28 protein-coding genes and 1 pseudogene are annotated in these 25886 nt (G+C 66.2%); 19 read left to right on the top strand and 10 right to left on the bottom strand.

Annotated elements, in window-relative coordinates; translation table 11 throughout:
• Positions 1 to 47: 47 nt before the first annotated feature.
• Entirely contained in the window at positions 48 to 917 is an 870-nt protein-coding gene (locus tag AC5Y4F_RS22955; protein ID WP_499998937.1) for an aminodeoxychorismate lyase, read from the bottom strand.
• 160 nt (positions 918 to 1077) lie between these two features.
• Here AC5Y4F_RS22955 and ygfZ point away from each other — a divergent pair, with 160 nt between their 5' ends.
• Both ygfZ and AC5Y4F_RS22945 read left to right on the top strand, forming a co-directional pair.
• On the top strand, positions 1078 to 2172 hold the full coding sequence (gene ygfZ, locus AC5Y4F_RS22950; RefSeq protein WP_067929852.1) for a CAF17-like 4Fe-4S cluster assembly/insertion protein YgfZ: 1095 nt from the start codon (positions 1078 to 1080) through the stop codon (positions 2170 to 2172).
• Positions 2173 to 2318: 146 nt separating this feature from the next.
• Positions 2319 to 2504, top strand: coding sequence for a DUF3073 domain-containing protein (locus tag AC5Y4F_RS22945; RefSeq protein WP_067929853.1), 186 nt, complete (start codon positions 2319 to 2321; stop codon positions 2502 to 2504).
• Between the two features lie 45 nt (positions 2505 to 2549).
• Here the strand turns inward: AC5Y4F_RS22945 and purM are convergent, their stop codons facing one another.
• From purM to AC5Y4F_RS22915, 6 genes are all read right to left on the bottom strand, one after another.
• Complete coding sequence (purM, locus tag AC5Y4F_RS22940; protein ID WP_499998880.1) at positions 2550 to 3644, bottom strand: phosphoribosylformylglycinamidine cyclo-ligase; 1095 nt, start codon at positions 3642 to 3644, stop codon at positions 2550 to 2552.
• Positions 3645 to 3715: 71 nt separating this feature from the next.
• The gene (gene purF, locus AC5Y4F_RS22935) at positions 3716 to 5242 is read right to left on the bottom strand and encodes an amidophosphoribosyltransferase (RefSeq protein WP_067929855.1); all 1527 of its coding nucleotides are present in this window, start codon (positions 5240 to 5242) and stop codon (positions 3716 to 3718) included.
• A gap of 137 nt (positions 5243 to 5379) precedes the next feature.
• Entirely contained in the window at positions 5380 to 5769 is a 390-nt protein-coding gene (locus tag AC5Y4F_RS22930) for a sterol carrier family protein (protein ID WP_499998877.1), read from the bottom strand.
• A gap of 47 nt (positions 5770 to 5816) precedes the next feature.
• Positions 5817 to 6440, bottom strand: a complete 624-nt coding sequence (locus AC5Y4F_RS22925) for an Rv0804 family intramembrane glutamic endopeptidase (RefSeq protein ID WP_231986246.1) — start codon at positions 6438 to 6440, stop codon at positions 5817 to 5819.
• Positions 6441 to 6474: 34 nt separating this feature from the next.
• Positions 6475 to 8772 carry a phosphoribosylformylglycinamidine synthase subunit PurL gene (gene purL / locus AC5Y4F_RS22920; protein ID WP_499998875.1) on the bottom strand — a complete coding sequence of 766 codons (2298 nt, stop codon included), beginning with the start codon at positions 8770 to 8772 and terminating at the stop codon, positions 6475 to 6477.
• Positions 8773 to 8822: 50 nt separating this feature from the next.
• Positions 8823 to 9170: a VOC family protein gene (locus tag AC5Y4F_RS22915; RefSeq protein WP_499998873.1), complete on the bottom strand. Its 348-nt coding sequence runs from the start codon at positions 9168 to 9170 to the stop codon at positions 8823 to 8825.
• Between the two features lie 352 nt (positions 9171 to 9522).
• Between AC5Y4F_RS22915 and AC5Y4F_RS22910 the strand changes: the two are divergent.
• Positions 9523 to 9971: pseudogene (locus AC5Y4F_RS22910) on the top strand (nitroreductase/quinone reductase family protein).
• Positions 9972 to 10016: 45 nt separating this feature from the next.
• On the top strand, positions 10017 to 10376 hold the full coding sequence (locus tag AC5Y4F_RS22905; protein ID WP_067929860.1) for a DoxX family protein: 360 nt from the start codon (positions 10017 to 10019) through the stop codon (positions 10374 to 10376).
• 10 nt (positions 10377 to 10386) lie between these two features.
• Here the strand turns inward: AC5Y4F_RS22905 and AC5Y4F_RS22900 are convergent, their stop codons facing one another.
• Positions 10387 to 11649 carry a M18 family aminopeptidase gene (locus tag AC5Y4F_RS22900; protein ID WP_067929903.1) on the bottom strand — a complete coding sequence of 421 codons (1263 nt, stop codon included), beginning with the start codon at positions 11647 to 11649 and terminating at the stop codon, positions 10387 to 10389.
• A 145-nt stretch (positions 11650 to 11794) separates the two neighbouring features.
• Between AC5Y4F_RS22900 and AC5Y4F_RS22895 the strand changes: the two genes are divergently transcribed.
• From AC5Y4F_RS22895 to AC5Y4F_RS22885, 3 genes are all read left to right on the top strand, one after another.
• Positions 11795 to 12802: a Dyp-type peroxidase gene (locus tag AC5Y4F_RS22895; protein ID WP_067929861.1), complete on the top strand. Its 1008-nt coding sequence runs from the start codon at positions 11795 to 11797 to the stop codon at positions 12800 to 12802.
• Positions 12802 to 13599, top strand: a complete 798-nt coding sequence (locus AC5Y4F_RS22890; RefSeq protein ID WP_067929862.1) for a family 1 encapsulin nanocompartment shell protein — start codon at positions 12802 to 12804, stop codon at positions 13597 to 13599. The genes AC5Y4F_RS22895 and AC5Y4F_RS22890 overlap by 1 nt, the downstream gene beginning before the upstream one ends.
• A 69-nt stretch (positions 13600 to 13668) precedes the next feature.
• Positions 13669 to 14322, top strand: a complete 654-nt coding sequence (locus AC5Y4F_RS22885; protein ID WP_499998869.1) for an SDR family NAD(P)-dependent oxidoreductase — start codon at positions 13669 to 13671, stop codon at positions 14320 to 14322.
• Between the two features lie 3 nt (positions 14323 to 14325).
• Here AC5Y4F_RS22885 and AC5Y4F_RS22880 read toward each other — a convergent pair whose 3' ends face one another.
• On the bottom strand, positions 14326 to 16038 hold the full coding sequence (locus AC5Y4F_RS22880; protein WP_499998933.1) for an MOSC domain-containing protein: 1713 nt from the start codon (positions 16036 to 16038) through the stop codon (positions 14326 to 14328).
• 230 nt (positions 16039 to 16268) lie between these two features.
• On the opposite strand from AC5Y4F_RS22880, the gene AC5Y4F_RS22875 reads away from it, so the two are divergent.
• The 9 genes from AC5Y4F_RS22875 (at position 16269) to AC5Y4F_RS22835 (ending at position 22909) form a co-directional block, all read left to right on the top strand.
• Positions 16269 to 17138: an alpha/beta fold hydrolase gene (locus AC5Y4F_RS22875; protein ID WP_499998867.1), complete on the top strand. Its 870-nt coding sequence runs from the start codon at positions 16269 to 16271 to the stop codon at positions 17136 to 17138.
• Positions 17139 to 17196: 58 nt separating this feature from the next.
• Positions 17197 to 17892: a TetR/AcrR family transcriptional regulator gene (locus AC5Y4F_RS22870; protein WP_067929865.1), complete on the top strand. Its 696-nt coding sequence runs from the start codon at positions 17197 to 17199 to the stop codon at positions 17890 to 17892.
• 24 nt (positions 17893 to 17916) lie between these two features.
• Positions 17917 to 18588, top strand: coding sequence for a TetR/AcrR family transcriptional regulator (locus AC5Y4F_RS22865; RefSeq protein ID WP_067929866.1), 672 nt, complete (start codon positions 17917 to 17919; stop codon positions 18586 to 18588).
• A gap of 117 nt (positions 18589 to 18705) precedes the next feature.
• The gene (locus AC5Y4F_RS22860; protein WP_499998864.1) at positions 18706 to 19752 is read left to right on the top strand and encodes a zinc-binding alcohol dehydrogenase family protein; all 1047 of its coding nucleotides are present in this window, start codon (positions 18706 to 18708) and stop codon (positions 19750 to 19752) included.
• Positions 19753 to 19797: 45 nt separating this feature from the next.
• The gene (locus AC5Y4F_RS22855; RefSeq protein WP_067929868.1) at positions 19798 to 20679 is read left to right on the top strand and encodes a DUF427 domain-containing protein; all 882 of its coding nucleotides are present in this window, start codon (positions 19798 to 19800) and stop codon (positions 20677 to 20679) included.
• Entirely contained in the window at positions 20676 to 21107 is a 432-nt protein-coding gene (locus tag AC5Y4F_RS22850; protein ID WP_499998861.1) for a VOC family protein, read from the top strand. The genes AC5Y4F_RS22855 and AC5Y4F_RS22850 overlap by 4 nt, the downstream gene beginning before the upstream one ends.
• Before the next feature lie 39 nt (positions 21108 to 21146).
• Complete coding sequence (locus AC5Y4F_RS22845) at positions 21147 to 21740, top strand: TMEM175 family protein (protein WP_231986240.1); 594 nt, start codon at positions 21147 to 21149, stop codon at positions 21738 to 21740.
• 2 nt (positions 21741 to 21742) lie between these two features.
• Positions 21743 to 22438: a haloacid dehalogenase type II gene (locus tag AC5Y4F_RS22840; RefSeq protein ID WP_067929870.1), complete on the top strand. Its 696-nt coding sequence runs from the start codon at positions 21743 to 21745 to the stop codon at positions 22436 to 22438.
• A gap of 3 nt (positions 22439 to 22441) precedes the next feature.
• A complete protein-coding gene (locus tag AC5Y4F_RS22835) occupies positions 22442 to 22909 on the top strand; it encodes a cupin domain-containing protein (protein ID WP_067929871.1) in 468 nt (155 codons plus the stop codon).
• On the opposite strand, the gene AC5Y4F_RS22830 is transcribed toward AC5Y4F_RS22835, so the two are convergent.
• Positions 22903 to 23301, bottom strand: a complete 399-nt coding sequence (locus AC5Y4F_RS22830; RefSeq protein ID WP_067929872.1) for a VOC family protein — start codon at positions 23299 to 23301, stop codon at positions 22903 to 22905. The two genes, AC5Y4F_RS22835 and AC5Y4F_RS22830, sit on opposite strands and share 7 nt — an antisense overlap.
• A 155-nt stretch (positions 23302 to 23456) precedes the next feature.
• Here AC5Y4F_RS22830 and AC5Y4F_RS22825 point away from each other — a divergent pair, with 155 nt between their 5' ends.
• From AC5Y4F_RS22825 to AC5Y4F_RS22815, 3 genes are all read left to right on the top strand, one after another.
• Positions 23457 to 24284 (top strand): Rv0792c family HTH-type transcriptional regulator, encoded by an 828-nt coding sequence (locus AC5Y4F_RS22825; protein WP_067929873.1) that lies wholly within the window; start codon positions 23457 to 23459, stop codon positions 24282 to 24284.
• Between the two features lie 117 nt (positions 24285 to 24401).
• Positions 24402 to 24869, top strand: coding sequence for a YbjN domain-containing protein (locus AC5Y4F_RS22820; protein WP_067929874.1), 468 nt, complete (start codon positions 24402 to 24404; stop codon positions 24867 to 24869).
• Between the two features lie 140 nt (positions 24870 to 25009).
• A complete protein-coding gene (locus AC5Y4F_RS22815; protein WP_067929875.1) occupies positions 25010 to 25825 on the top strand; it encodes a lysophospholipid acyltransferase family protein in 816 nt (271 codons plus the stop codon).
• The last annotated feature ends 61 nt before the right edge of the window (positions 25826 to 25886 follow it).

Below are 25886 nucleotides of genomic sequence, written 5' to 3'. Positions count from 1 at the left end.
GACCGACCGTACCGGCGAATCGGCCAGCCGACAACAGAATTCAGCGTTCAGCGATCGCTGACGATTGCGGCGTCAACCAGTTCGGCGAACTCCGTCGCCATCGGTGAGGGCCGCAGCGGGCGGCCATCGAGGGTATGCACGCGGGCGGCCAAGGTCATGCTCGAGATCAGCCAAACGCCTTGGGCGGCATCCAGATCCGCGACGCGCAACGCCCGGTAGTCGCAGTCGTAGCCCTTGTCCCTGGCCACCTCGAACAGGGCCTGTTGGGTGGTGCCACGCAGGATCGGGTACCACGGCGGCGGGGTCAGCAAGCACGGATCACCGTCCGGGCTCTCAGAGGCGGCGGCGATGACCACCGTCGAGCGTGGGCCTTCCAGGATGTAGCCGTCCGTGCTGACGAAGATCACATCACCGGCGTCCTGACGGGCGGCATGGCGCAGGGCCGCCATATTGATCGCGTAGGACAGGGTCTTGGCGCCGGCCAGCAACCACGGCATCGCGTCGACCCCGCTGGCCGGCAGCCCGCGGTCGAGCGTGATCGCCGCAAGTCCGCCACGCCGGACCGCCGTCACGCGTTCGGGAACGGCGTTGACCATGACGTAGGCCGTCGGCACCGAACCGCCCTCTCGACCGCGGCTGTAGATCAACCGCATCGCCGCGTCGTCGGCGTTCGCCGAGCACCAGTGCCGGGTGGCTACCTCGATTGCGCTTCGCCACCGCGGCAGATCAGGCTGGGGCAGGTCGGTCAACGCAGCCGACTGGGTCAGCCGCTGCAGATGCGGCTCGATCAAACAGGCCCTGGCGTCGCGGACCATTAGCGTCTCGAAGACACCGTCACCGCGGACCGCCGCCAGGTCGTCGGCGTACAGCAGGGGCGCCTCCGGCGAATGAATTTCGCCGTCCAGCGTGACAATCACACCCGTCTGACCGGCCATGGTCGAGAAGCCTATCCAATGCGATCCGCGAGCGCGGCGCACGACGGTCCCTGCGAATGTGAAGCTGGCCGCACATTCGGCGGCCAATGTGAAGCCAGCTTCACACTCGTGAGGAGCGTCTGGCGGTCCGTAGAGTTGAGTCGTGACCCATGCTGTTCCCGCACCCGAGACCGGACCCGACGCCGGTGCCGTCTGGCATTACGGCGATCCGTTGGGCGAGCAGCGCGCGGCCGGCACCGACGCGATATTCGTCGACCGCTCGCACCGCGGAGTGCTCACCCTGACCGGCAACGACCGGCAGACCTGGTTGCACAGCATTTCGACGCAATTCGTCAGCGATCTTCCCGACGGCGCGAGCACACACAATCTCAGCCTCGACGGCCAGGGCCGCGTCGAGGATCACTGGGTCCAGACCGAGCTGGCCGGCACCACCTATCTCGACACCGAACCGTGGCGGGCGGAGCCGCTGCTCGGTTACCTGCGCAAGATGGTGTTCTGGTCCGAGGTCACCCCGGCCGCAGCCGATCTGGCCGTGCTGTCGTTGCTGGGCCCGAAGCTGGCTGACCAGGCGGTTCTGGACGCGCTCGGGGTGGACGCGCTGCCCGCCGAGCTGACCGCGATTCGTGCGGGCGACGGCTTCGTGCGGCGAATGCCCGGCGTCCCGGACGGTCAGATCGAGCTGGACCTGCTGGTTGCGCGTGCCTCAGTGGACGACTGGCGAAATCGCCTGATGCAGGCCGGGGTCCGGCCCAGCGGTGTGTGGGCCTACGAAGCCCACCGGGTCGCGGCCGTGCGGCCCCGCCTCGGCGTCGATACCGACGAGCGCACGATTCCCCACGAGGTGGGATGGATCGGTGGTCCCGGCGCCGGAGCCGTCCATCTGGACAAGGGTTGTTACCGCGGCCAGGAGACCGTCGCGCGGGTGCACAACCTGGGCAGGCCGCCCCGGATGCTGGTGCTGCTGCACCTCGACGGGTCGGTGGACCGGCCGTCGACGGGTGATCCGGTGCTGGCCGGCGGCCGCACGGTCGGCCGCCTTGGCACGGTCGTCGACCATGTGGATCTCGGACCCATCGCGCTGGCGCTGGTCAAGCGCGGGCTGCGCGGCGACACCGAATTGGCGACTGGACCAGACGCCTCGGTGGCCGCGGTGATCGATGTCGATTCCCTGCCCGAAGCCGAACAGATCGGCGCCGGACGGTTAGCTGTTGAACGCTTGCGGGGCGGTGCGGGATAATGAACGGTAACGTCCGCCACAGCGAGAAGGGCGCACCAACGCCCGGTGGCGGGGCACGGTAAAGTGTTGGCAGGACAATACGACACCAGGAGATCGGAGCCGCCTACTCGTTAGGCCGCTCCGTTATTGCGCGAGGGGGTTCCCCCATGGGCCGCGGCCGGGCTAAGGCAAAGCAGACCAAGGTTGCTCGAGAACTCAAATACAGTTCTCCGCAGACCGACTTTCAGCGGCTTCAGCGCGAGCTGTCAGGGACGGATTCGGATGAGTCCGACGAACTGGACAGCGAAGGATCCGACGAATCCTGGGACGACCAGGACAGCTGGCGGCGATAGCTCCAACGCCCCGCGCAGCGCCAGTCGGGCCGGGGGTCGAGCTTCCTAGAATCTCGGGTGTTGACCGACCATCTTGGCCCGCGGACCCTCTTTGCCCCCTTTGCCGATGGTGCCCAGCACCCAGCAGTCCAAATGCCGTGCGGTCAGGATGGCCAAGGCGCGGTCGGTGTCTTCTGGAGCCACCACGGCGATCATGCCGACGCCCATGTTGAACGTCTTCTCCATCTCCTCGCGTGTCACCCGGCCGCGCTGGGCGATCATGGCGAACACCGGCGCGGGGGTCCAGGTGCCGCGGTCCATCTCGGCGACCAGCCCATGGGGGATGACGCGCTGCAGATTGCCGGCCAGCCCACCGCCGGTGACGTGGCAGAAGGTGCGGACGTGGGTTTCGGCCGTGAGCGCCAGGCAGTCCTTGGCGTAGATACGCGTGGGTTCGAGCAGTTCCTCGCCCAGGGTGCGGCCGAACTCCTCCACATAGCCCTCGAGGTTCATCCGATCGATCTCGAGAAGCACCGAGCGCGCGAGCGAATACCCGTTGGAGTGCAGACCGGATGAACCCATCGCGATGATGACGTCACCGGGTTTGACCCGGTCGGGGCCCAGCACGTCGTCGGCCTCGACGACACCGATTCCGGTGGCCGAGATGTCGTAGTGGTCCGGTTCCATCAGACCGGGGTGTTCGGCCGTCTCGCCGCCCAGCAGCGCGCAGCCGGCCCGCACACACCCCTCGGCGATGCCACTGACGATGGCGCTCAATCGTTGCGGGACCGTGCGGCCGACCGCGATGTAGTCCTGCAGGAACAGCGGCTCGGCGCCGCACACCACCAGGTCGTCGACGACCATCGCGACCAGGTCCAGCCCGACGGTGTCGTGCTTGTCCATCGCCTGGGCTACCGCCAGCTTGGTGCCGACGCCATCGGTGGACGCCGCGAGCAGCGGCTCGCGGTAATCGCCGCGGAGCGCGAACAGGCCGGCGAATCCGCCCAGGCCGCCAAGAACCTCGGGACGGGTGGCTTTTGTCGCCAGCGGCTTGAACAGTTCGACGGCACGATCGCCGGCTTCAATGTCCACCCCGGCCGACGCGTACGTGATGCCTTGACTGCCTTCGTGGCGTCCGGGGCTCTTTCCGGGATCCGTCATCGCGATAAAGGCTACCGGGCGGCGCTGACGGCCGGGATCAAACGTCGGCGATGGGGCGCCACCGAGTTCCCTCAGTGCACCACCGGCACTTCATCGGCCGCGAGATCGTCGAGGCCGGCGCCGCGGGCGGCATTGGCCAGCATGTGCTCGATGACGTTCTTGCCCAACGCGGATTCCCCGGGCAGTTCGATCGGATACTGGCCGTCGAAGCAGGCGGTGCACAGCCGCGAAGCCGGCTGCTCGGAGGCCGCGACGAGGCCGCGCAGCGAGATGTAGCCCAGTGAGTCGGCGCCGATGGCATGGCGCACCGCCTCGAGCATCTCCTTCTGGTCTTCGACCGCATTGGCGATCAGTTCCGCCGGTGACGGGAAGTCGATGCCGTAGAAGCAGGGCCATTTGACCGGGGGTGAGGCGATCCGCACGTGCACTTCGACGGCGCCGGCCTCGCGCAGCATCCGCAGCAGTGCGCGCTGCGTGTTCCCGCGCACGATCGAGTCGTCGACGACGATGAGCCGCTTACCCCGGATCACCTCGCGAAGTGGGTTGAGCTTCAGCCGGATACCGAGCTGGCGGATGGTCTGCGACGGCTGGATGAAGGTGCGCCCGACGTAGGCGTTCTTCATCAGCCCCTGACCGTAGGGAATGCCGGACTCCTGCGCGTATCCGACGGCGGCGGGCGTGCCCGACTCGGGCACGCCGATGACCAGGTCGGCCTCGACGGGACGCTCACGCGCCAGCCGGCGACCGATCTCCACCCGGGTGGCGTGGACCGACCGGCCGGCGATCGTGCTGTCCGGGCGTGCCAGATAGACGTACTCGAAAACACAGCCTTTGGGGGTGGGATTGGCGAACCGGGTGGAGCGGACGCCGTCGGCGTCGATCGCCAGCAATTCGCCCGGTTCGATGTCGCGCACGAACGACGCGCCGACGATGTCGAGGGCCGCCGTTTCGGACGCCACCACCCAGCCGCGGTCCAGCCGTCCGAGCGAAAGTGGCCGCACGCCATGCGGATCCCGGCACGCGTACAGGGTGTTCTCGTCCATGAAGGTCAGGCAGAACGCGCCGCGCACGGTCGGCAGCAGATCCAGCGCCGCCTGCTCCAGGGTGGCGTCCGCCGCCCCGTGCGCCAGCAGTGCGCCCAAGATGTCGGAGTCCGTCGTCGCCGGTGCCGGTGCACGCTTGGCGATCAGCCCCTCGTCGCGGGCGCGGGCGGCAAGCTCGGCCGTGTTGACCAGGTTGCCGTTGTGCCCCAACGCAACCCCGGTGCCGGCCGCGGTGTTGCGGAAGACCGGCTGCGCGTTTTCCCACGTCGTGTCGCCGGTGGTCGAGTAGCGGCAGTGGCCGATGGCGACGTGGCCCGGCATGGCACCCAGCGTCTGCTCGTCGAACACCTGGCTGACCAGGCCGAGGTCCTTGAAGACCAGCACCTGGGATCCGTCGGCGACCGCCATGCCGGCGGCCTCCTGGCCGCGATGCTGCAGCGCGTACAAGCCGTAATAGGTGAGTTTGGCGACGTCCTCGCCCGGGGCCCAAACCCCGAATACACCGCATTCTTCACGGGGTGCGCTGAAATCCTCTTCGGGCTCGTGGACGGTCACGATTAGGCAGCTCCCCGGGGAACGGTTGGTGACTTAACGGAGTCTACGGGCACCGTCGTCGCGCCGACGAACCCGCCGGGCGTGTCGAGCGACGAATTCCCACCATAAATACCTAAACCTGCAGTTCAGGGTTATGTTCAGCCCACATCGAACAGGGGCAGGAAGTGTTCAATCTCACCGGCCCGTGAGCCGGAAAGGCGCAGCGCACCGGTGGGCCGCGCCTCGCCGAAAGACAACTTTCCGGTGGCCAGCAGCAGCCAGGTCCGCGGGTCGGTTTCCACTACGTTGGGCGGCGTGCCCCGGGTGTGCGTGGGTCCGGCGATGCACTGAATCGCAACGAACGGCGGGATGCGCAGTTCCACGCTTCGCCCGGGTGCCACCGCGGCCAGCGTGCGCGCGGTCAGCCGCACGGCCGTCGCCAATTCCTGTCGGTCGGGCGCCGGACGGGATTCGTCGCGAAGCCAGTCCGCGACGCCCAACAATGCCCGCCGGGTCGTCGCCGGATCGGCTTTGTCGCGGGTGGCCATACCCTAGGGTCTCAAAATCCTGGAGCCCGCGGTCGCCGGCGCGGTGACTACACCGTCTGACGACTGGACGACCGCACGGCCAGCACGGCAATCGCCCCGGCTTCGTTGAGGGCCAGGTGCGCCAGCATGGGTGCGGCCAGGCTTCCGGAACGGTCGGCCAGCCAACCGAAGAGCCAGCCCGCGATTCCGGTGACCAGCACGGTGGCGGCGACCGGCTCACCCGTTGCGCGCGCATCGGCGATGTGCGAGAGGCCAAATGCGCTGGCCTGCAACAAACGTCCACCGCATGCACCGAAAGCAGCGGAGCCCGCGGTGGTCAGCGCCCCCCGAAACGCGGATTCCTCCGACCACACGGTGCCCACCGGTATCCGCAGCAGCAGCCAATCCGGCAGCCTCGCCGGTGGCTGGCGCTCGGCCATGGATCGGCGCACGGGAGCCAGCTGGGTGGTCGCGGCGACCGTACCCGCCACCAAGAACGCGACCGCTGATCCCAACCGCAAGCCGGCCCAGAGCCGGGGCGGGCCCAAACCCAAGGGCGCACGCGTTGCACACACCAGCAGGCCGCCCACGCCGGCCTGCAGCACCGTCCGCCACGAGGGCGGCAGCCGCGGACTGACTAAACTCCAGCCGACGAGCGCGGCGGCCAAAGACAACGCCCCGGTTCGGCGCAAAATCCTGTCGGACATCAGGATTCGCTGCGGACACTCATCCGAAGAGTCGCGGCAGCACCGCCTCGGAAGTCTCGCGCAGTTCGGACAACGGAACCGTGAACAATCCCTGGACCTCGACCGCGTCGGAGGCCTGGTCGACGACGCCGATGCGCACCGCCGGCAGCCCGCGCGCCTCGCACATCGAACGGAACCGGCTTTCCTCGGTGCGCGGCACCGCCACCAGCACGCGTCCCGCCGACTCGGAGAACAACGTCACGAATGGATCGGCATCCTCGGGAAGCACGATGCGACAACCGGTTTCACCGGCCAGGGCGGCTTCGACGACGGCCTGCGCGAGGCCACCTTCGGACAGGTCGTGGGCCGCGGATACCAGGCCGTCGCGCGATGCCGACCGCAGCACCTCGCCCAGCAACTTCTCACGGGCCAGGTCGACCTCGGGTGGTAGCCCACCCAAATGGTCGGCGGTAACCTGCGCCCAGATCGAACCGTCGAACTCGTCGCGCGTATCGCCAAGCAGCATCAGGGTTTCCCCCGGTTCGGTGCCCAGGCCGGTGGGGATGCGCCGGCAGACGTCATCGATGACACCCAGCACCCCTACCACCGGGGTCGGCAGGATCGCCGTCGAACCCGTCTGATTGTAGAAGCTGACGTTGCCGCCCGTCACCGGAATCCCAAGGGCCACACAGCCATCGGCCAGGCCCCGCACCGCCTCCGCGAACTGCCACATCACCCCGGGGTCTTCGGGCGAGCCGAAATTGAGGCAGTTGGTCACCGCGACCGGGGCGGCTCCGGTGACGGCGACGTTGCGGTAGGCCTCGGCCAGGGCGAGCTGGGCGCCGGCGTACGGATCCAGCTTCGTATAACGGCCGGACGCATCGGTGGACAAGGCGATACCCCGACCGGTTGATTCGTCAACGCGCAGCACACCGCCGTCGGCGTGCTCGGCCAGCACCGTATTGCCGCGCACGTACCGGTCGTACTGCTCGGTGATGTAGGCGCGGCTGCACAGGTGCGGACTACCCAGCAGCGCAAGCAAAGTGGCGCGCAGTTCGTCCCCGGTGGCCGGTCGTGGCAGGCGCGCCGAGCTATCGGCATTCAGCGCGTCCTGCGTGTCGGGACGGGCGACCGGGCGGTGGTAGACCGGGCCCTCGTGGGCGACGGTGCGCGGCGGCACATCGACGACCGTCTGGCCGTGCCAGGTGATCCGCAACCGGTCACCGTCGGTGACCTCGCCGATCACCGTGGCCAGCACGTCCCACTTGCGGCACACCGCAAGGAAGGCGTCGACGTTTTCCGGGGTGACCACGGCGCACATCCGCTCCTGTGACTCGCTGCAGAGGATCTCCGCGGGCGTCATCTGGGTGGTGCGCAGCGGCACGGTCTCGAGCTGGATCGCCATCCCGCCGTCGCCGGCCGAGGCCAGTTCCGAAGTGGCGCAGGATAATCCGGCGCCACCCAGGTCCTGGATGCCGACCACCAGATGACCGGCGTACAGCTCCAAGCAGCACTCGATGAGCACCTTCTCCATGAATGGGTCGCCCACCTGAACCGAGGGCAGCTTCTTGCGCGAGTTCTCGGCGTCGAAGGTGTCCGACGCCAGCACCGACACTCCGCCGATGCCGTCCAGGCCGGTGCGGGCCCCGAACAGGATGATTTTGTTGCCGGCGCCCGAGGCGAAGGCCAGATGCAGGTCCTCCTGGCGCAAGACGCCGACGCACATGGCGTTTACCAACGGGTTGCCCGCGTAGCAGTCATCGAAGACCGTCTCGCCGCCGATGTTGGGCAGGCCCAAGGAGTTGCCGTAGCCGCCGATACCGCGCACCACGCCGTCGACCACGCGGCGGGTGTCCGGCGCGTCGACCGCACCGAACCGCAGCTGGTCCATCACCGCGACCGGTCGTGCGCCCATCGCCATGATGTCGCGGACGATGCCGCCGACGCCGGTGGCCGCGCCCTGGTATGGCTCGACGTAGGACGGGTGGTTGTGCGATTCGACCTTGAAGGTGACCGCCCAGCCGTCGCCGATGTCGACGACGCCGGCGTTCTCGCCGATGCCGGCCAGCATGCCGGTGCGCATCTCGTCGGTGGTGGTCTCGCCGAAGTACCGCAGGTGCACCTTGGACGACTTGTAGGAGCAGTGCTCGCTCCACATCACCGAGTACATCGCCAATTCGGTGTCGGTGGGACGGCGGCCCAAGATGTCGCGAATGCGCTGATATTCGTCGTCTTTGAGGCCGAGCTCGGCATATGGTTGCGGCTCGTCGGGAGTGGTGGCGGCGTGCTCGACGGTGTCGATGACCTCGGTGCGGGCGCTCGTCCCGGAGACTGTCACGCCAGACAGTCTAGGGCGGTGCCGCCGCTACCGTCGGGCCGCCGTGGCGACTATTGCCCGACGACGCAGAACACGTTTCCCTCGGGGTCGGCCAGCACCACCCAGCGAAAATTGTCACCGAACGTGTGCCGACCGACCTCGGTGGCCCCGGCGGCCGTCAGCCGAGACGCCTCGGCGTCGACGTCGGCGGCACCGAAGTCGAGGTGGAGGCGGTTTTTCCCAGGGGTGGGATCGGGCACCTTCTGGAATCCGAGCCGCGGTCCCTCCGGCAAACTCACCGCGGTGAACTCGTCGGCCAGCAACTCCTGCGCCGTGCCACCGAACTGCTCGGCCCACCAGCCGGCCAGCCGGGCGGGATCGCTGCAGTCGAAGGTGATCATCTCCACGTTGAGCGCCATACCGCCAGACCTTAGGCCTGATGGGGTCGGGGCGGAAGGAACTCCGCCATCGCCGCCAGTGGGTGCCCGATGTCGGCGACGGGACACCAGGTCAGAGTCGAGGCGAGCCTGCGCCCTCGTCGGGGTGGCTAATCCGCGCTACGAGCTATCGCTGTCATCAAACCTTCTCGTCGTCGGGATTCCATATTCAAGGAATGAGGACGAGACGGCACGGCGAGAAGCGCGCGGGTAACTTTTCGCGCCGCCGATCCGTCCTTGGAGATATGAGTTGCCGGTGGCGGCCGGTTACTCCGGCGGAACCGGGTCACCCGATTCCGGGCCCACCGCAACGGGATACGCAAAAGGAGAAGTGATGTCGCGCCCGAGTCCCCCTCGCTGGCTAAAGCCGATGAACAAGTTGATGATCGCGATGCAAAGGCTCGGCATCCCGACGGGACCACCTATGGTTCTGACCGTGCCGGGCCGGACCACGGGCCGGCCGCGCAGCACGCCGATGACACCTTTCACACTGGATGGACAGCTCTATGCCGTGGCGGGATTCCCGGGCGCCGATTGGCACGCAATGCGCGCGCTGCCGGCGCGGGTCAGCTGCGGAAGGGCCGAAAGCTGCGGCGAGTCAGGATAACTGAGTTGACCGCCGAGCAGGCCCGCCCGGTACTGCGGCAATACCCGATCAAAGTGCCGGTCGGTGTTGGCTTTCTGAAGCGCTCGGGCCTGGTGCGTGCGGGCAGCCCCGACGAGGTCGAGGCGCTGGCCGGCCGGATCGCGGTGTTCCGATTAGATCCAATCCCGGCGAGCTGACACCAGACGACTCCCCTCGTTCGACCATCCACGGAAGACCCCAACATGCGCACCGCATACCTCGTCGTGACGACAATCGCCATAGCCTTCGACGGCTTCTCGGGCGTGAGCGCACTGCTCCACTTCGCGCCCATCATTGCGCCCATGCGCCGGGCCGGGGTGCCGCTGTCCTGGCTGAGATTCCCCATCGGTACCCTGAAAACCCTAGGCGCCCTTGGGCTTATCGTAGGCCTGTGGATTCCGGCAATCGGCATCGCCGCGGCAGCCGGGCTGACTATCTTCTTCATCTGCGCGATGTACACCCACGTACTCGCCAACGATATTTCCGGTCAGTTCGCTCTCGCCGGGTTCCTGCTCGCCCTCAACGCCGCGACCTTCGCACTCACCCTGGTCGTTTTCGGCTAGCTTCAAAAGCTCAGCGCGACTCGGGTGAAAAGAACGCCTGCATCGCAGACGAGTACGCGGCCACGTCGTGCGCGCCCATCAGCTCGCGCGCGGAGTGCATCGCCAGTTGCGCGGCGCCGACGTCGACGGTCGGGATGCCGGTCCGGGCGGAGGCGAGTGGTCCTATCGTCGACCCGCAGGGCAGGTCGGCGCGGTGCTCGTAGCGCTGCAGGCCGACCCCGGCCTGCCGGCAGGCCAGCGCGAAGGCCGCGGCCGTGCGTCCGTCGGTGGCATAACGCAGGTTGGGATGCACCTTCAGCACCGGTCCGGCGTTGGCCTCTATCGGGTGGCCGGGCTCGTGCCGATCCGGATAGTTGGGATGGGTGGCGTGCGCCATGTCGGCAGAGGCCAGCAGTGAGTCGGGCAGGCGGCGCAGGAAGTCCTCTCGGGTACCGCCGGCCGCGAGCACGATTCGCTCCAGGACGGTGCCCAGCAGGTCGGACTGGGCACCGTGGTCGGAGGACGAACCGACCTCCTCGTGGTCGAAGAGCACCAGCACGGGCACGAACGCGCGGGGTGTGGTCGCCAACAAAGCCTCCATGCCCGCATAGCAACTGGCCTGGTTGTCCAGCCGGGGAGCGCTGAGCAGGTCGGCGTCGGCTCCGATCACGGTTGCGGGGGTCAGGTCGTGGGTCATCAGATCGGCGGCCAGCACGCGGGTCGGCGCGACCTCCGCGCGTTCGGCGACGAAGTCGATGAATGACCTCGCTTCTGCGCCGACACCCCAGACGGCGTTGACGTGGCGCTGCGGGTCCAGTGTCAGCGATTTGCGGTCCTCGGCCAGGTGAATGGCCAGCTGCGGCACCCGCAGGATCGGGTCGTCGATCCGGACCAGCCGGTGCCCGATCCCGCTGCCGTCATGCACCGACAACCGTCCGCTGATGCCCAGATCGCGGTCCAGCCAGGAGTTGAGCCACGCGCCGCCGTAGGGCTCCAGGGCGAGCACCCGCCAACCGGCGACCACCCGGTCGGGATGTTGCTTGACCCGCAGGTTCGGGCTGTCGGTGTGTGCGCCGACGATCCGGAACGGGCCGTCGGTGCCGCCGGAATCCCAGGCGACCAACGAGCCGGCCCGCACCACGAAGTAGCGGCCCGGTTCTTGCGGCCACCGTTGAGCCTCGTTCAGTTCGGTGAACCCGGCGGCGGTCAGCCGCGCGCCGACCGTGGCGCATACGTGAAATGGCGAGGGAGAAGCGTCGATGAAATCGCAGAGGCCTGCGGCGCTGGCCGACATGTTGATCATCATGACTTCCTGCGCTCGCCGTCGCCACGCTAGGTCCGATTGCGCGGCTCGGCCCCCGCAAGCCGGGGACCCCCGGCCGCGCACTTCCTGCGCTCGCCGTCGCCACGCTAGGGTCAGCCACGCTAGGGTCAGCAGAGTGCCCCCCGTCCAGCCGCAACCGATCCTCGCGCCGTTGACGCCGGCGGCCATCTTCCTGGTGGTGAGCATCGATGAGGGCGGAGAGGCGACGGTGCACGACGCGCTGCCCGACATTCCCGGCCTGGTGCGCGCGATCGGCTTCCGCGAACCGCAGAAGCGGCTGTCGGCAATCGCCTCGATCGGCTCCGACGCCTGGGATCGCTTGTTCTCCGGACCGCGCCCCGCCGAACTGCATCGGTTCACCGAGCTCAACGGACCGCGCCACGCCGCCCCCGCCACGCCCGGGGACATGCTGTTCCACATCAGGGCCGAGAGCCTGGATGTCTGCTTCGAGCTGGCCGACCGGATCCTCAAAGCGATGGCCGGCGCGGTCACCGTGGTCGACGAGGTGCATGGCTTCCGCTACTTTGACAACCGCGACTTGCTCGGATTCGTTGATGGCACCGAGAATCCGGACGGTGCGCTGGCCGTCAGCGCCACCGCCATCGGCGACGAGGACCCCGACTTCGCCGGCTCCTGCTATGTGCACGTGCAGAAGTATGTGCACGACATGTCGTCGTGGAATTCGATTCCGGTAACCGAGCAGGAACGGGTGATCGGCCGCACCAAACTGGACGACATCGAACTCGACGACGACGCCAAGCCCGGCAACGCCCACATCGCGCTCAACGTGATCACCGACGACGACGGCACGGAACTGAAAATCGTCCGGCACAACATGCCGTTCGGCGAGCTCGGCAAGGGCGAATACGGCACGTATTTCATCGGCTATTCGCGGACACCGCAAGTGACCGAACGAATGCTGCGCAACATGTTTCTCGGCGATCCCCCCGGCAACACCGACCGCATCCTCGACTTCTCCACGGCGGTCACCGGCGGATTGTTCTTCTCCCCCACCCTCGACTTTCTCGATGACCCGCCGCCGCTGCCAGCAGCGCCGGCAGCGGAAACGCTTGTGGCACAGAACGGCTCACTTTCGATCGGCAGCCTGAAAGGAACCTCTTGATGAACAACCTCTACCGCGACCTGGCACCGGTCACCGACGCCGCCTGGGACGAGATCGAAACGGAGGCGACCCGCACCTTCAAACGCCACATCGCCGGGCGCCGGGTCGTCGACGTCAGCGAGCCGGGCGGACCGGTCACCGCCGCCGTCAGCACCGGTCGGCTCGCCAACGTGGCGTCGCCGACCGACGGCGTGGAGGCCCACCTCCGGGAGAGCAAACCGCTTATCCGACTGCGGGTTCCATTCACCCTATCGCGTTACGAGATCGACAACGTCGAGCGCGGCGCCTACGACTCCGACTGGGACCCGGTCAAAGAGGCGGCCAAGAAGCTGGCGTTCGTGGAAGACCGGGCCATCTTCGAGGGCTACGCCGCGGCATCGATCGAAGGCATCCGCTCGGCCAGCTCGAACAAGTCGCTGACCCTGCCGGCCGATCCCCGCGAGATTCCCGACGTCATCACCCAGGCGATCTCCGAACTCCGGCTGGCCGGCGTCGACGGCCCGTACTCGGTGCTGCTGTCCGCCGACGTCTACACGAGGGTCAGCGAGACCACCGAACACGGATATCCGATCCTCGAACACATCGACCGGTTGGTTCCCGGAGACATCATCTGGGCACCGGCGATCGACGGCGCCTTCGTGCTGACCACCCGCGGCGGCGATTTCGACTTGCAACTGGGCACTGACGTGTCGATCGGATACACCAGCCATGACGCGGACACCGTGCAGCTGTATCTGCAGGAGACGCTGACCTTCCTGTGCTACACCGCCGAGGCGTCCGTGCCGCTGAGCCCCTAGGAATAAACGCCGACCAACCGCTGCTTATCCGGAGAGCATTTGAACTTCTCTCCTGGAGGCAGGGTTTCGATGGCAATGACATTGGCCGGCTCGACCGCTTTGGTGACCGGTGCTACATCGGGTATCGGTCGGGAAGTCGCATTGCAGCTTGCAAGCCGCGGCGCCGAGGTCGTGGTGCAGGGCCGCGACGCCGAACGCGGCGCCAAAGCCGTCCGCGATATTGAAAATAATGGCGGCAGAGCGCGTTTTGTCGCCGCAGATCTCAACGATGCCGACGATGTGCGGCGATTGGCCGCCGAGGCGGGACCGGTGGACATCCTGATCAACAACGCCGGCATCTATGAGTTCGGCCCCACTGCGGACACCGACAACGCGACCTTCGATCAACACGTGAACGTCAACTTGCGTGCGCCATACCTACTCGTTCAGCAATTGGTGCCGGCCATGGCCGCTCGGGGCAACGGCGCCGTGGTCAACGTGAGCACTCTCGCCGCGTCGGTGGCAACGCGCGGGGCGGGGATCTACGGGGCCACCAAAGCGGGCTTGGAACAGCTGACGCGTGTGTGGGCCGATGAATTCGGCGAGTCGGGCGTGCGGGTGAACGCGGTGGCCGATGCGAGTGAAATCGCCAGTGCGGTGGTCTTTCTCGCCTCCCCAGAGGCCAGCTATGTCAGCGGTGCTATCTTGCACGCCACAGGAGGCCAGCAGGCAATCGTCGCCTGAGGACTACAGATCGAGCACCACGTCGGTTTCCGGGGCCGCCGAGCAGATGAGGACTGACCCGGCACCGGGCGGCTCCAACGGCTGCTGGACGTAACTCGTGGTACCGGCGACGATTCCGGTGACGCACAGGTGACACACACCGCTTCGGCAGGAGAAGCGTGTTGGAACGTCGCAGGCTTCGGCGAGATCGAGGATGCTTCGGTACGCGGGTGACCAGTTGACCGTCAATCCGCTGCGGGTAAAGGTGATCTCGGGACCGGTCCCCGGCGTTCCGGCCGGTTGGTGGGGCGGTTTTCGCGCGCCAGTCTCGACGACACCCGGGTTGATCGCGGGAAGCGCGCCGAACAACTCGCTGTGAATGCGGGACGGGTCGAATCCCACGGCGGTCAAGGCTTCGCGCATATCCGTCATGAATTGCGTTGGGCCGCAGAGGTAAACGGTCGCGTCGGTGGGCAGGCCCAATTTCACGATGGATTCCCGGCGCAGCCGACCCTGCGTTTGGGTGTAAAAAACCTGTTGTCTTGCATGCGGTAATGATTTGATGAGTGTCTCGACTTCAGCTGCGAACACTTGGGTTTCGCGGTTACGGGTGGTGTGTAACCACCAGATGTCGCGCCGACTACCGGCCGCGGACAGTGCATGCAGCATCGCGAGGACCGGCGTCGCGCCGATTCCGGCGGAGAACAGGATGACCGGACGGCTGTCTTCGGTCAAGCAGAAGTCGCCGCGGGGCGCGGCCGCCGCGATCACCGATCCCGGCTGGATGTGGCTGTGCAGCCACCGGCTCACCACACCGTGGTCCTCGCGCTTGACACTGATGCGGTAATAGCCGGCGGAGGAATCATCGGATAGGGAGTAGCTGCGCAGCGGGGCGGGGTCGCCGGCGCCGGCGATCCTGACCGTCAAGTACTGGCCCGGCAGCGCCGGTGGCAGCGAGCCGTGATCGTCGGCCTCGAGTGTGATCGACAGCACCTGCGAACTCTCCCTACGGGTTTCGGTGACCCGCAGACAACGGAAGCCCTTCCACCCGGGTGCCACTGCGATCGGTGGTGCCAGCGCGGTCGTCGCGTCTTCGTGCGCGGCCAGCAACTCATGAAACGACTGCTGCCAACCTGGGCTCAGCGCCGGAATGTCGATGGCCTTGCGCAGCGTCTCGACGTTGCGGTCGGGCAAGTACAGCAGCGCGTCCACGTCGGCGACGCTCAGTTCGTGCCGGCCCCGACGCGTCCGCACAATGTCGTCGCCCGCTTGCACGCGACCCTCGGTGATAACGCGGAAGTAAAAGCCCGGGCGATGCTGGGAGACCAGAAGATTGGGCATGTCCGGTTCGCCGAGGCGAAGGCCGACCCGAAAACAGGTGACGCGTGGCTGGGTGACCTCGAACTCGGCGTCGCCGATGCGATAGCGGTCGCCGATGCAGACGTCGTCATCAGCGAGCCCGGTGACGGTGAAGTTTTCACCGAAGTGGCCGGCTCGCAGATCGTCGCGCCCCAGGTGGCTTTTCCAGAACTCGTAAGACTCGCTCTGGTACACCATCACCGCACGCTGTTCGCCGCCGTGACCGGCGAGGTCACCCTGACCGTCACCATCGATGTTCAGTCGGCGCACCATCACCGGCCCCTCGATCGGGGCCTTCCATATGCCGGTGTACACGGTTTTGTCACGCCATTCGACGTTCTTGGGCATGCCCACGTTCACCGAAACAAGCCTGCCCACCATGTCACCTCGAACCAGCTCGCATCGTACCGAGCCCAACTGGGATGGTTCGCCCAGAATATGGCAGCCCGGTCCGCACGGCAACACGTCGGCTGCACGGGGTGTTGCACGCCGCCGGCATGGTGCATAATGGGTCGCATAACCCATAATGTTGAGTGGGTTTCGCCGATTCTCCCTCGGACGCCGCCGCGACGCTCGCTGGTGAATCACGTTGATTCGAAAGGGATGTCATGCCTGCTGTCCATCATCGCTACACCACCGTCGGCGGCCATCGACTCTTTTACCGTGAAGCCGGCGACCCGACCGCTCCGGTGGTGGTGCTCCTGCACGGGTTTCCCACCAGCTCGTACATGTTTCGCCACCTGATCCCGGCCCTGGCCGACCGCTACCGCGTCATCGCTCCCGACCATCTGGGCTTCGGGCTGTCCGATGCCCCACCGGTCGATGAGTTCGACTACACCTTCGACGCGCTGACCGACCTCACCGCGGACCTGCTGCGAACCCTCGGCGTAGACCGGTACGCCATCTACGTCCAGGACTATGGCGCACCGATCGGCTGGCGACTTGCGCTGCGAAACCCGGTGGCGATTACCGCGATCATCAGCCAGAACGGCAATGGATACGACGCGGGATTCGTCGAGAGCTTCTGGAAGGTCGTGCAGGCTTACCAACAGGAGCAGACGGCAGACACCGAGGCGACGGTGCGGCGGTTCCTCACGCTGGACGCCACCCGTTGGCAGTACGTGACCGGCGTGGCCGACGAGACACTGGTCGATCCCGAATCCTGGCATCATGACTACGCGCTGATCTCCCGTCCCGGCAATGACCTGGTGCAGCTCAAGCTGTTTCGCGACTACGCAACCAACGCGCCCCTCTACCCGCGCTTGCACGACTACTTCCGGGCCAGCCGGGTGCCGCTACTGGCGGTCTGGGGCCGCGGCGACGAAATCTTCGGCCCGGCCGGCGCCGAAGCGTTCGCCGAGGACCTGCCCGACGCCGAGATCCACCTGCTCGACGGCGGACACTTTCTGTTGGAGTCCGCGCTCGACGAAGTCGTCCCGCTGATCCGGAACTTCCTCGGACGGCGGGCCGCGGCCTGATCTGTTGTTTGGGCTGGATATCCCATAAATGGGAGCGCTCCCGGGTTAGCCTGACGCGATGGCCCATCCCGATGTTCGTGACGAACAACGGTTGACCGCCAAGGGGCGTGCCACCCGCGACCGGATCGTGCAGGCCGCCGCCCAGCTGATCGTCACCGAGGGGTTAACCGCGTCCAACATGGACAGCGTGCGCCGGGCGGCTTGGGTCAGCGGCTCACAGCTTGCTCACTATTTCGCCGACAAGGCGGCGCTCATTCGCGCGGTGATCAGGCGGCAGATCGACGTGGTCTTGGACTTTCACCGCCAGCCCACACTTCGGGGCCTGGGGTCGTTTGACGACTTCGAGCGGTGGATCGACCTCAACATGCGCTACCTGCGGCGCATCGGCTATTTCGGCACCCCCACCTACCACGCGCTGACCGCCCAGTTGGCGAAGTCCGACGACGCTACGCGCGACGCGTTGGCCGCTGGTTACCGACAGTGGATCGCGTTACTGGAGCAGGCAATTGCGCGAATGAAAGACGATGGGCTGCTAATTCGCGATGCCGATCCACACCAGCTGGCGCTGGTGATCGTCACCGCGCACCAGGGCGGTGGGGTGTTGACCTTCACCTATCACGAGCAGTGGCCGCACGCCGATGCGATTCGCTTCGCGGTGAACTACCTACGTCTGTTCGCCACCGACACCGCCGAACGAGCACCCCGTCCGCCGCGCCGGTCCCGTGGGCGTCGCACGGCACGACAGGTCGGCTGACCGATTGGTGGCTAAGGCGGCGAAGTGACCGAACGCAACTCAACGCGCTTCACCCGCAAGGGACTGGCGACGCGCGCGCGCATCATCGAGGTCGCCGCCCGGCTGATGTTCGAGCACGGCGTGGCCAACACCAGCATTGACCGGGTCCGGCGCGCGGCCGGGGTGAGTGGATCGCAGATCTCGCACTACTTCGAGGACAAACGCGACCTGACCCGTCATGTCATCGGCGCGCGCCGCAATGACGTGCAGGCCTTCCACACTCGGGCGCAGCTCGCCGGACTCGACAGCCTCGATGCCCTGCAGGCGTGGGCCGATGCCTGCGTGGCCGACATCGACGCCGTATACCGCGTCGGCGGTTGTGTCTACGGATCCCTGGCCGGTGAGCTGATCGAGGCCGACCGCGAAATACACGATGATTTGGCGGCGGGATACGACCAATGGATCGAGCTGTTCCGGGCCGGCCTGGAGTCGATGCGCGAGCGCGGCTACCTGCGTCCGGAGGCCGACGCGCGGCACCTGGCCGTAGCGCTGGTCGCCGCGCACCAGGGGGGCGCGATGCTCACCCACGTCACCGGCGATCCGCAACCACTGCGGGCCGCCGTCAATGCCGCCGTCGGATACGTGCGTTCCTTTGCTTCCCACACCCAGCCGGGCAGGGAGCGGTCCACGTTGTCTCGCAGTCGGATGACATCTTGAGCGGTGACATCCGCTGGACATAGTGAGTACGGTCGAACATAATAATGGGTCAGTTGGCCCATTATTTGCGGCGGCTACCCATCGTCGGCGCCGGCCAACACTTTGAAAGAGGCGTCAATGTCCATGCTCGAGTCACCTCAGCCACCGACCGCGCCGGCGGTCGTACGAGAGCAACCGGGCGGACAAACCATGCGGGCGATCATCTTGGAGAAGTTCGGCGGGCTGGACAGCCTGGTCTACAGCGACATCCCCAAGCCGCTGCCGAAGGGCGGCGAAGTCGTCATTGCGATAAAGGGTTTCGGTGTCAATCACGCCGAGATGCACATGCGTCGGGGTGAATGGGCCGAAGCCGCGGAAGTGAGCGGCATCGAATGCGTCGGGCTCGTCGACTCGTGCCCGGGTGGTGAGTTCCCGGTCGGGGCCAAGGTGGCCGCGCTCATGGGAGGCCTGGGCCGAACCATCAACGGCAGCTATGCCGAATACACCCGTGTGCGCGCGGCCAACGTCGCGCTCATCGAATCCGACTTGCCGTGGTGGCAGCTGGCCGCGCTCCCGGAAACCTATGCGGTGGCCTGGACATGCCTCTTCCGCAATCTGGACCTCAAAGCCGGTCAGACCTTGGTGGTGCGGGGCGCGACGTCGTCTCTCGGCCAGGCTGCGCTCAAGATGGCGGTCGCCGCCGGCGCCCGGGTCATCGCAACCACACGCAGTAGCGCCCGGTTTGCCATGCTCGAGAAGCTGGGCGCCTCGCGTATCGAGTTGGAGCGCGGTGACCTGGCGACGCATATCGCCGAGAGCAAGCGGGTCGACGCCGTCCTCGATCTCGTGGGCAACAGCACCATCCTGGACTCCCTGGACATGCTGCGCCGTGGCGGCACGGCCTGCCTGGCGGGTTGGCTGGGCGGGCTGGATCCGCTCGGGGATTTCAACCCTTTGCTGCGCATGGCCTCAGGTGTGAACTGGAACTTCTTCGGCAGCTTTGTGTTTGGCACACCAGGCTTCCCGCTGTCCGATGTCCCCCTACAGCGCATCGCCCAGCAGGTCGCCGAAGGCGCGCTGGAGGCGAAACCATCTCGAGTCTTTTCTTTTGACCAGATTCATGAGGCACACCGGGTGATGGAGGCCGGAGAATCCGGCGGCAAGATGGTCGTTGCGATGGAGTGATTCCGCGTGAAACCGTCTGTCGGAGAACACGAGGAAGGACACGAAATGGGTCTGGCATGGCAGCAGGGCCCGCTGGCGGCGGGATCGCTAGGACACTTTTTGACCGAACAGCCCATGCCACCACGGCTGCTGTTCGCCGAGCCGCTGCGCCGCCGGATGCGGGTGCGTTTCGCGGATCGGTGGATCGCCGACAGCGAGGATGTGATCCTCCTGCACGAACCGGGTCGCTACCCGGTCGCCTACTTCCCCCGAGCTGATATCGAAGAGGAAACGCTGCTCGCCGAGGACCGGGTGACGCAGCACCGCGACCTTGGGGCCACACACTGGTTCACCGTCTCCGCCGCAGGACGCGAAACAAACCACAGCGCTTGGGAACACACCGGGCTGCCCGCCCACGCGGCCGTGCTCGCCGGCCGGGTGGCGTTTGCCTGGCGTGGCATGGACGCCTTCTACGAAGAAGAGGAACGGATCGTCGGACACGCGGCAGACGCCTACCATCGCATCGACATCCGTTCCACCGCAAGGCATCTCGTCGTCCGAGATGGCGACCAAGTGATCGCCGACACCCATCGCCCGCTGGCGCTGTATGAGTCCGGTTTTGCCCCCCGATGGTACGTGCCGCGCGAAGATACCGACGAATCCGCTCTGAAACTCATTGATATCCAAACTTTTTGCCCGTACAAGGGGATCTGTAGCTATTACGACATCGGTGACCATCAGCGGGCCGCATGGTCTTACGTCGACGCCTGGACGGAGGTCGCACGGGTGCGCAATCTGGTGTCCTTCGAACCCGACAAGATCGAAGTGCACCTCGACGGCAGGCAACTTCAGCTGGAACCCGGCCAGACCGTTATCCCGCATGGTGTCGACCGCGGGCTCGACACCGACGAGGTGTTGGAGAAGAAGCCGGCGCGGGGCACCTCATGAGGGCGTCCATCGAAGTCGTCATTCTGCCGGTCGCGGATCCCGATCGCTCGTTACGGTTCTACCGTGACCAGGTTGGCTTCAACCTCGACGTCGATTACGCGCCCACCCCCCATTTCCGGGTCATCCAGTTGACGCCCGAGGGCTCGGGCACCTCAATCCAGTTCGGCGTGGGCCTTACCGATGCGCCGAGTGGGTCGGTGCGGGGCCTGTATCTCGTGGTCTCCGACATCGAGGCCTGTCGCGCAGAGTTGACCGGTCGCGGCATAACCGTCAGCGAGATACGTCATAAGGACACCGACGGCGGCTGGAGCGGCAGGTTCCTCCCGGGTACCGATCCCGGTCGCGGTGACTATGCGAGCGTCGCTGACTTCCACGATCCCGACGGCAATGCTTGGGTGGTGCAGGAGCGGAACCATCAGCCGGCCTGACGGCGGCTCAGGCACAAAGCGGCAGATCGGAAGGTAGCGGTGGCGGAACGAGACACCACTCCTGAGCGGGTGCGCGGGTTCTCCGATGGCGTCTTCGCGGTGCTCATCACCATCCTGGTGTTAGAGCTCAGGCCGCCGAGCGACCACGGTTTCCGCGCCCTGCTTCCGCTGTGGCCCACCGGGCTGAGCTACGTGGTGAGCTATTTGTTCATCGCGATCGTCTGGGTCAATCATCATCACCTGTTCAACTACGCTCAGGTCGCGACGCCACGATTGGTGTGGTCGAACTTCGCGCACCTGTTTTCGGCGTCGCTGATCCCGTTCACCACCGAGTGGATCGCCGACAGTAGGCTGGCCCCGGCGCCGGTATCCCTGTACGCCGCAGTCTTCGTCCTGGTCAACATCACCTACCTGGCGCTGTGTTGGGAAGCGGTGGATCGGCCGTCGCACCAAGGTGTTTCGGCGCGGATGCGCCGCATGCTGCAAATGAGATCGTTCATCACCCTCGGGGTTTTCGTGACGGCAGCGCTGATCGCCCTATGGTGGCCGGTGGCGGCGATGGCACTGATTGTGCTGTGCCTCGTGGGGTACCTGAGACCGGATGTTCCGCAACGAAAGAATGTTGAGCACTAACCATGGCGCCAGCACCCGCACCGTCCGTCCTCGTCTTCGACGTGAACGAGACGCTACTCGACATCGAGTCCCTCGCACCACTTTTCGGTGGGCTATTCGGTGACGAACGGATGGTGCGCGAATGGTTCGCGCAGCTGGTCATGTACTCGATGACCATCACGCTGGCCGAGCGCTATGTGACGTTTCCCGTGTTGGGTCAGGGGGTGCTGCGCATGCTGGGCGGCATCCACCGGGTGGGCGTCACGGACGACGACCTGGACCGCCTGAAGACCGCGCTGCTCACCATGCCGGCACACCCCGATGCCGCCGACGGCCTCGCCGTCCTGCGTGACAACGGTTTTCGGCTGGTCACGTTGAGTAACTCCCCGCCGAATCCGGATGGCCCGACGGCACTGCAAAGATCCGGGCTGGCAGACTTTTTCGAACACCAACTCAGTGTCGATGCTCGCAGCGTGTTCAAACCCTCGCCCGCCGTATATCGGTACGTGTGCGAGACGCTCGGGGTGGCTCCCCCGGATTGCATGATGGTGGCCGCGCACGTCTGGGACATCATCGGTGCGCAGAACGTCGGCTTCAGTGGAGCTCTGCTCACCCGCCGCGGCAACACACCGCTACCGGTCGACGGACTACCGCAGCCGAATATCGTCGCCAATGATCTGCGTGAGCTCGCCGAGCTACTCGGGCCCCGCGATAATTGACCCATGGCCACTTCAGACGGATTTCATCCAGACTTCGACGACACGGCAAGGCCGGTCGCGCTGAACCGGATACGTCACATCAAGGCGTCGGAGATCAGCTCCGACACAGCACAATCGGAGGGGCTACGACGCTTCGCCGCCCTGTCCGGCAGCTCGGTCGGCGCGGAGAAGCTCTGGATGGGCGAGACGCACGCGTCGCCGCAATCGGCCTCGGACAACCACCATCACGGTGACTCCGAGACCGCCATCTACGTGCGAACCGGCAACCCGGAATTCGTCTTTCATGACGGCACCGGCGAGGTCCGCATCGCCGCCGCGCCTGGTGACTATGTTTTCATTCCGCCGTATCTGCCGCACCGGGAGGAAAACCCCGACCCCAACACCACTGCCGAGGTCGTGATCGCCCGCAGCAGCCAGGAAGCCATCGTGATCAATCTCCCGGCCCTGTATCCGCTGACCGACCCTCAGTAGACGGCGATCTCGATCAGGTTGCCGTCGACGTCACGGCAGTAGTGCGAGGTCATCTCCCCGAGCGCACCCACCTTGGTCACCGGTCCGCGGATCACTTCCACTCCACACGCGGCGAGATGGGCACGAACGTCCTGCGCGCCTGCACGGGTGACGAAACACAGGTCTTCGGAACCGGCGGCCTCCACCGACCCGGTGAACCAATTCGGATCGTCGGCCAGCGCCCCGACGGGTCGCAGATTGATCTTCTGATCCCCGAAGCGCAGGGCCGTCCTCTGCGACGGGCCGAACGTCTCGCGCCGCATGCCCAGCACCCGCTCGTACCACGCGGCGGTCGCCTCGACGTCGCGGCAATTCAAGACAATGTGGTCGAACCGCTCCACGGCGATCGGCACCTTCAACCCTCCCGACCCGCGCAAGGCCCGTACCCACCTGTGGTCGGCTGACCACGCGCGAAAACCATTCGCTACCAGAGTAATCCGTTCAACTGCCGCTTGCGCCACGGAGCCTCCCTTCACCCCCGGGCGGACAGAACGTTTTAATACATCTTGTGGCTTTTGATCAGTTGGACCTCGACATTGCCGACCTTCGGATATCCCGTGGCAGCGTGCCGGCCAGCACTCAACTCGCCGAAGGGCTCAAGGCGGCCATCGTCAAACAGCGTCTGCCCCGCGGCGCGCGATTGCCCACCGAGCGAGAACTCATCGATCGCACCCGCCTGAGCAGGGTGACCGTGCGCGCCGCCGTCGGGCTGCTCGAACGCCAGGGGTGGCTGGTACGAAAGCAAGGCCTGGGCACGTTTGTAGCCAACCCGGTGAAGCAAGAACTCGGGCCCGGCGTGCGCACCATCACCGAGGTGCTGGCGGGCTCCGGGATCACGCCGAACGTCGACGTCTTGTCGCATCGTGTCGAGGACGCGCCACAACGCGTTGCCGAGGCATTGGGCCTGTCCAAAGTCCTGTGTGTGCACCGGCGTTTTCGCGATGGTGAGCATCCCCTTGCCCTGATGATCGCCTACCTGCCACCGGGTGTGGGCAAGGCCGCGGAGCCACTTCTGAAGAGCGCGACCGACGAGCAGACCGCGCAGGCGATGGAAAGCACCTACACCATGTGGGAGCGGCGACTGGACGTTCCCATCTCCCGAGCCAACTACGAGATTCACGCGGCCGGTGCCTCGCTGGAAGTGGCCGGCGCTCTGAATCTGCCGTTGGGGTCTCCCGTGCTGGTGCTCGAGCGCACCAGCTACGGCCACGACGACAAGCCGCTCGAGGTGGTGGAGTTCCATTACCGTCCCGAGCGGTACAGATTTTCGGTCACGTTGCCGCGCTCGGTGCCCAGCCCCGGCGCCGGAATCGTGGAACGGCGCGAGTCGACCTGAGCGTGGGCCGAAACTCCCGCGAGGACGCGCTCACTCAGCGAATTCTCAACCGATTCTTCGGTGCCGCTTGGCTTGGCTCCAAGCATTCCCAAAGTCACGGGCCGGACCATCGAACTCATGACGAATGAGCAGCTGTGCGCGAACCTGGTCGAGCGTTACCTGCGCACCCGCGGGCGCCGATATTTTCGCGGCCACCACGACGGCGAATACTTCTTCGTCAGCAACGCTCCGCGGCGCCTGCATGTTCACTTCGAGATCTCTCCCGCGCACGACGACGTGTTGGTCATCCGCATCAGTCCCGCGTGCTACTTCCCGGCGGTCGATCGACCGTGGGTGACGTACTTCTGCGACCGATGGAACCGGCTTGACCGCCAGGTCACCGCGATCGTGCACGGCTCGTCGGATCCGCAGCGCGTTGGCGTAATGGCCCGCAAGTCGCAATGGATCCGAGACGACGTCACCTTCAACGATTTCGCTTCGTTCCTAGACCAGACCATCGCGGACGCCACCGAGCTTTTCGAGGAGCTGAACCCCCCGGTCGAATCGCCGCCCATGGAACGGCCGTTGCTGCGCGACGTCGGCTGACGTCAGCCTACCCCTTTTCCAGCAAACGGATATGGCATTCTCTCAAATGGAGAGGATGATATGCCAACCGGACGCTGAGGTTTGAGAGCGGCGTCGCATCGGCAACAACTAGCACGAGCCGGAACAGACAGCGAGGGGCCATGACGGGCAACGGTGTTGACGCGGCGGACAACTACGAAACCGCCAAATGGGATCCCGCTTTCACCGAGCAGGTGGCAAAGATGCTCGGACCGGCCATCAAGCGGTACTACCGGGCCGAGGTGCGAAACCTGGACAACATCCCATCCTCGGGCGGAGTCCTCTTGGTCTCCAATCACTCGGGCGGCATGCTGACCCCGGACGTGCTGATCTTCTCGCCGGCCTTCTACGACAGGTTCGGCTATGACCGCCCCGTCTACACGCTGGGCCACTACGGGCTGTTCATGGGGCCGTTGGACGGCTGGTTGCGCCGCCTCGGAGTGATCGAGGCCAGCCGCGAAAACGCCGCCACCGCCCTGCACTCCGGCGCGGTAGTGCTGGTATTCCCCGGCGGCGACTACGACTCCTACCGGCCGACCTTCAGTGCGAACACCATCGACTTCAATGGCCGCACCGGCTACGTGCGGACCGCCATCGAGGCCGGGGTGCCGATCGTGCCGACCGTATCCATCGGCGCCCAGGAGACTCAGCTGTTCCTGACCCGGGGCAACTGGCTGGCCCGCAAGCTGGGGCTGACCAAAGCGCGAATGGACATTCTGCCGATCAGCTTCGGGTTCCCCTTCGGCTTGAGCGTCATCTTCCCGCCCAACGTGCCCCTGCCGGCGAAGGTTGTCACCGAGGTTCTCGAGCCGATCGACATCACTGCCCAATTCGGCCGTGACCCCGACGTCGACGAGGTCGACGCCCACGTCCGTGCCGTCATGGAAGCCGCGCTCAAGCGGCTCGCCGGTGAGCGCCGGTTCCCGATCCTGGGCTGACCGTGAACGGGCCACGGGAGGTGGCGTGTGAAAAGACTCGACGGCGTGGACCCGAAGCCGC

Source organism: Mycobacterium sp. NGS56, from assembly GCF_059812425.1.
The sequence above is the reverse complement of the archived record's forward strand: the minus strand, read 5'-3'. Positions and strand labels throughout refer to the sequence as shown.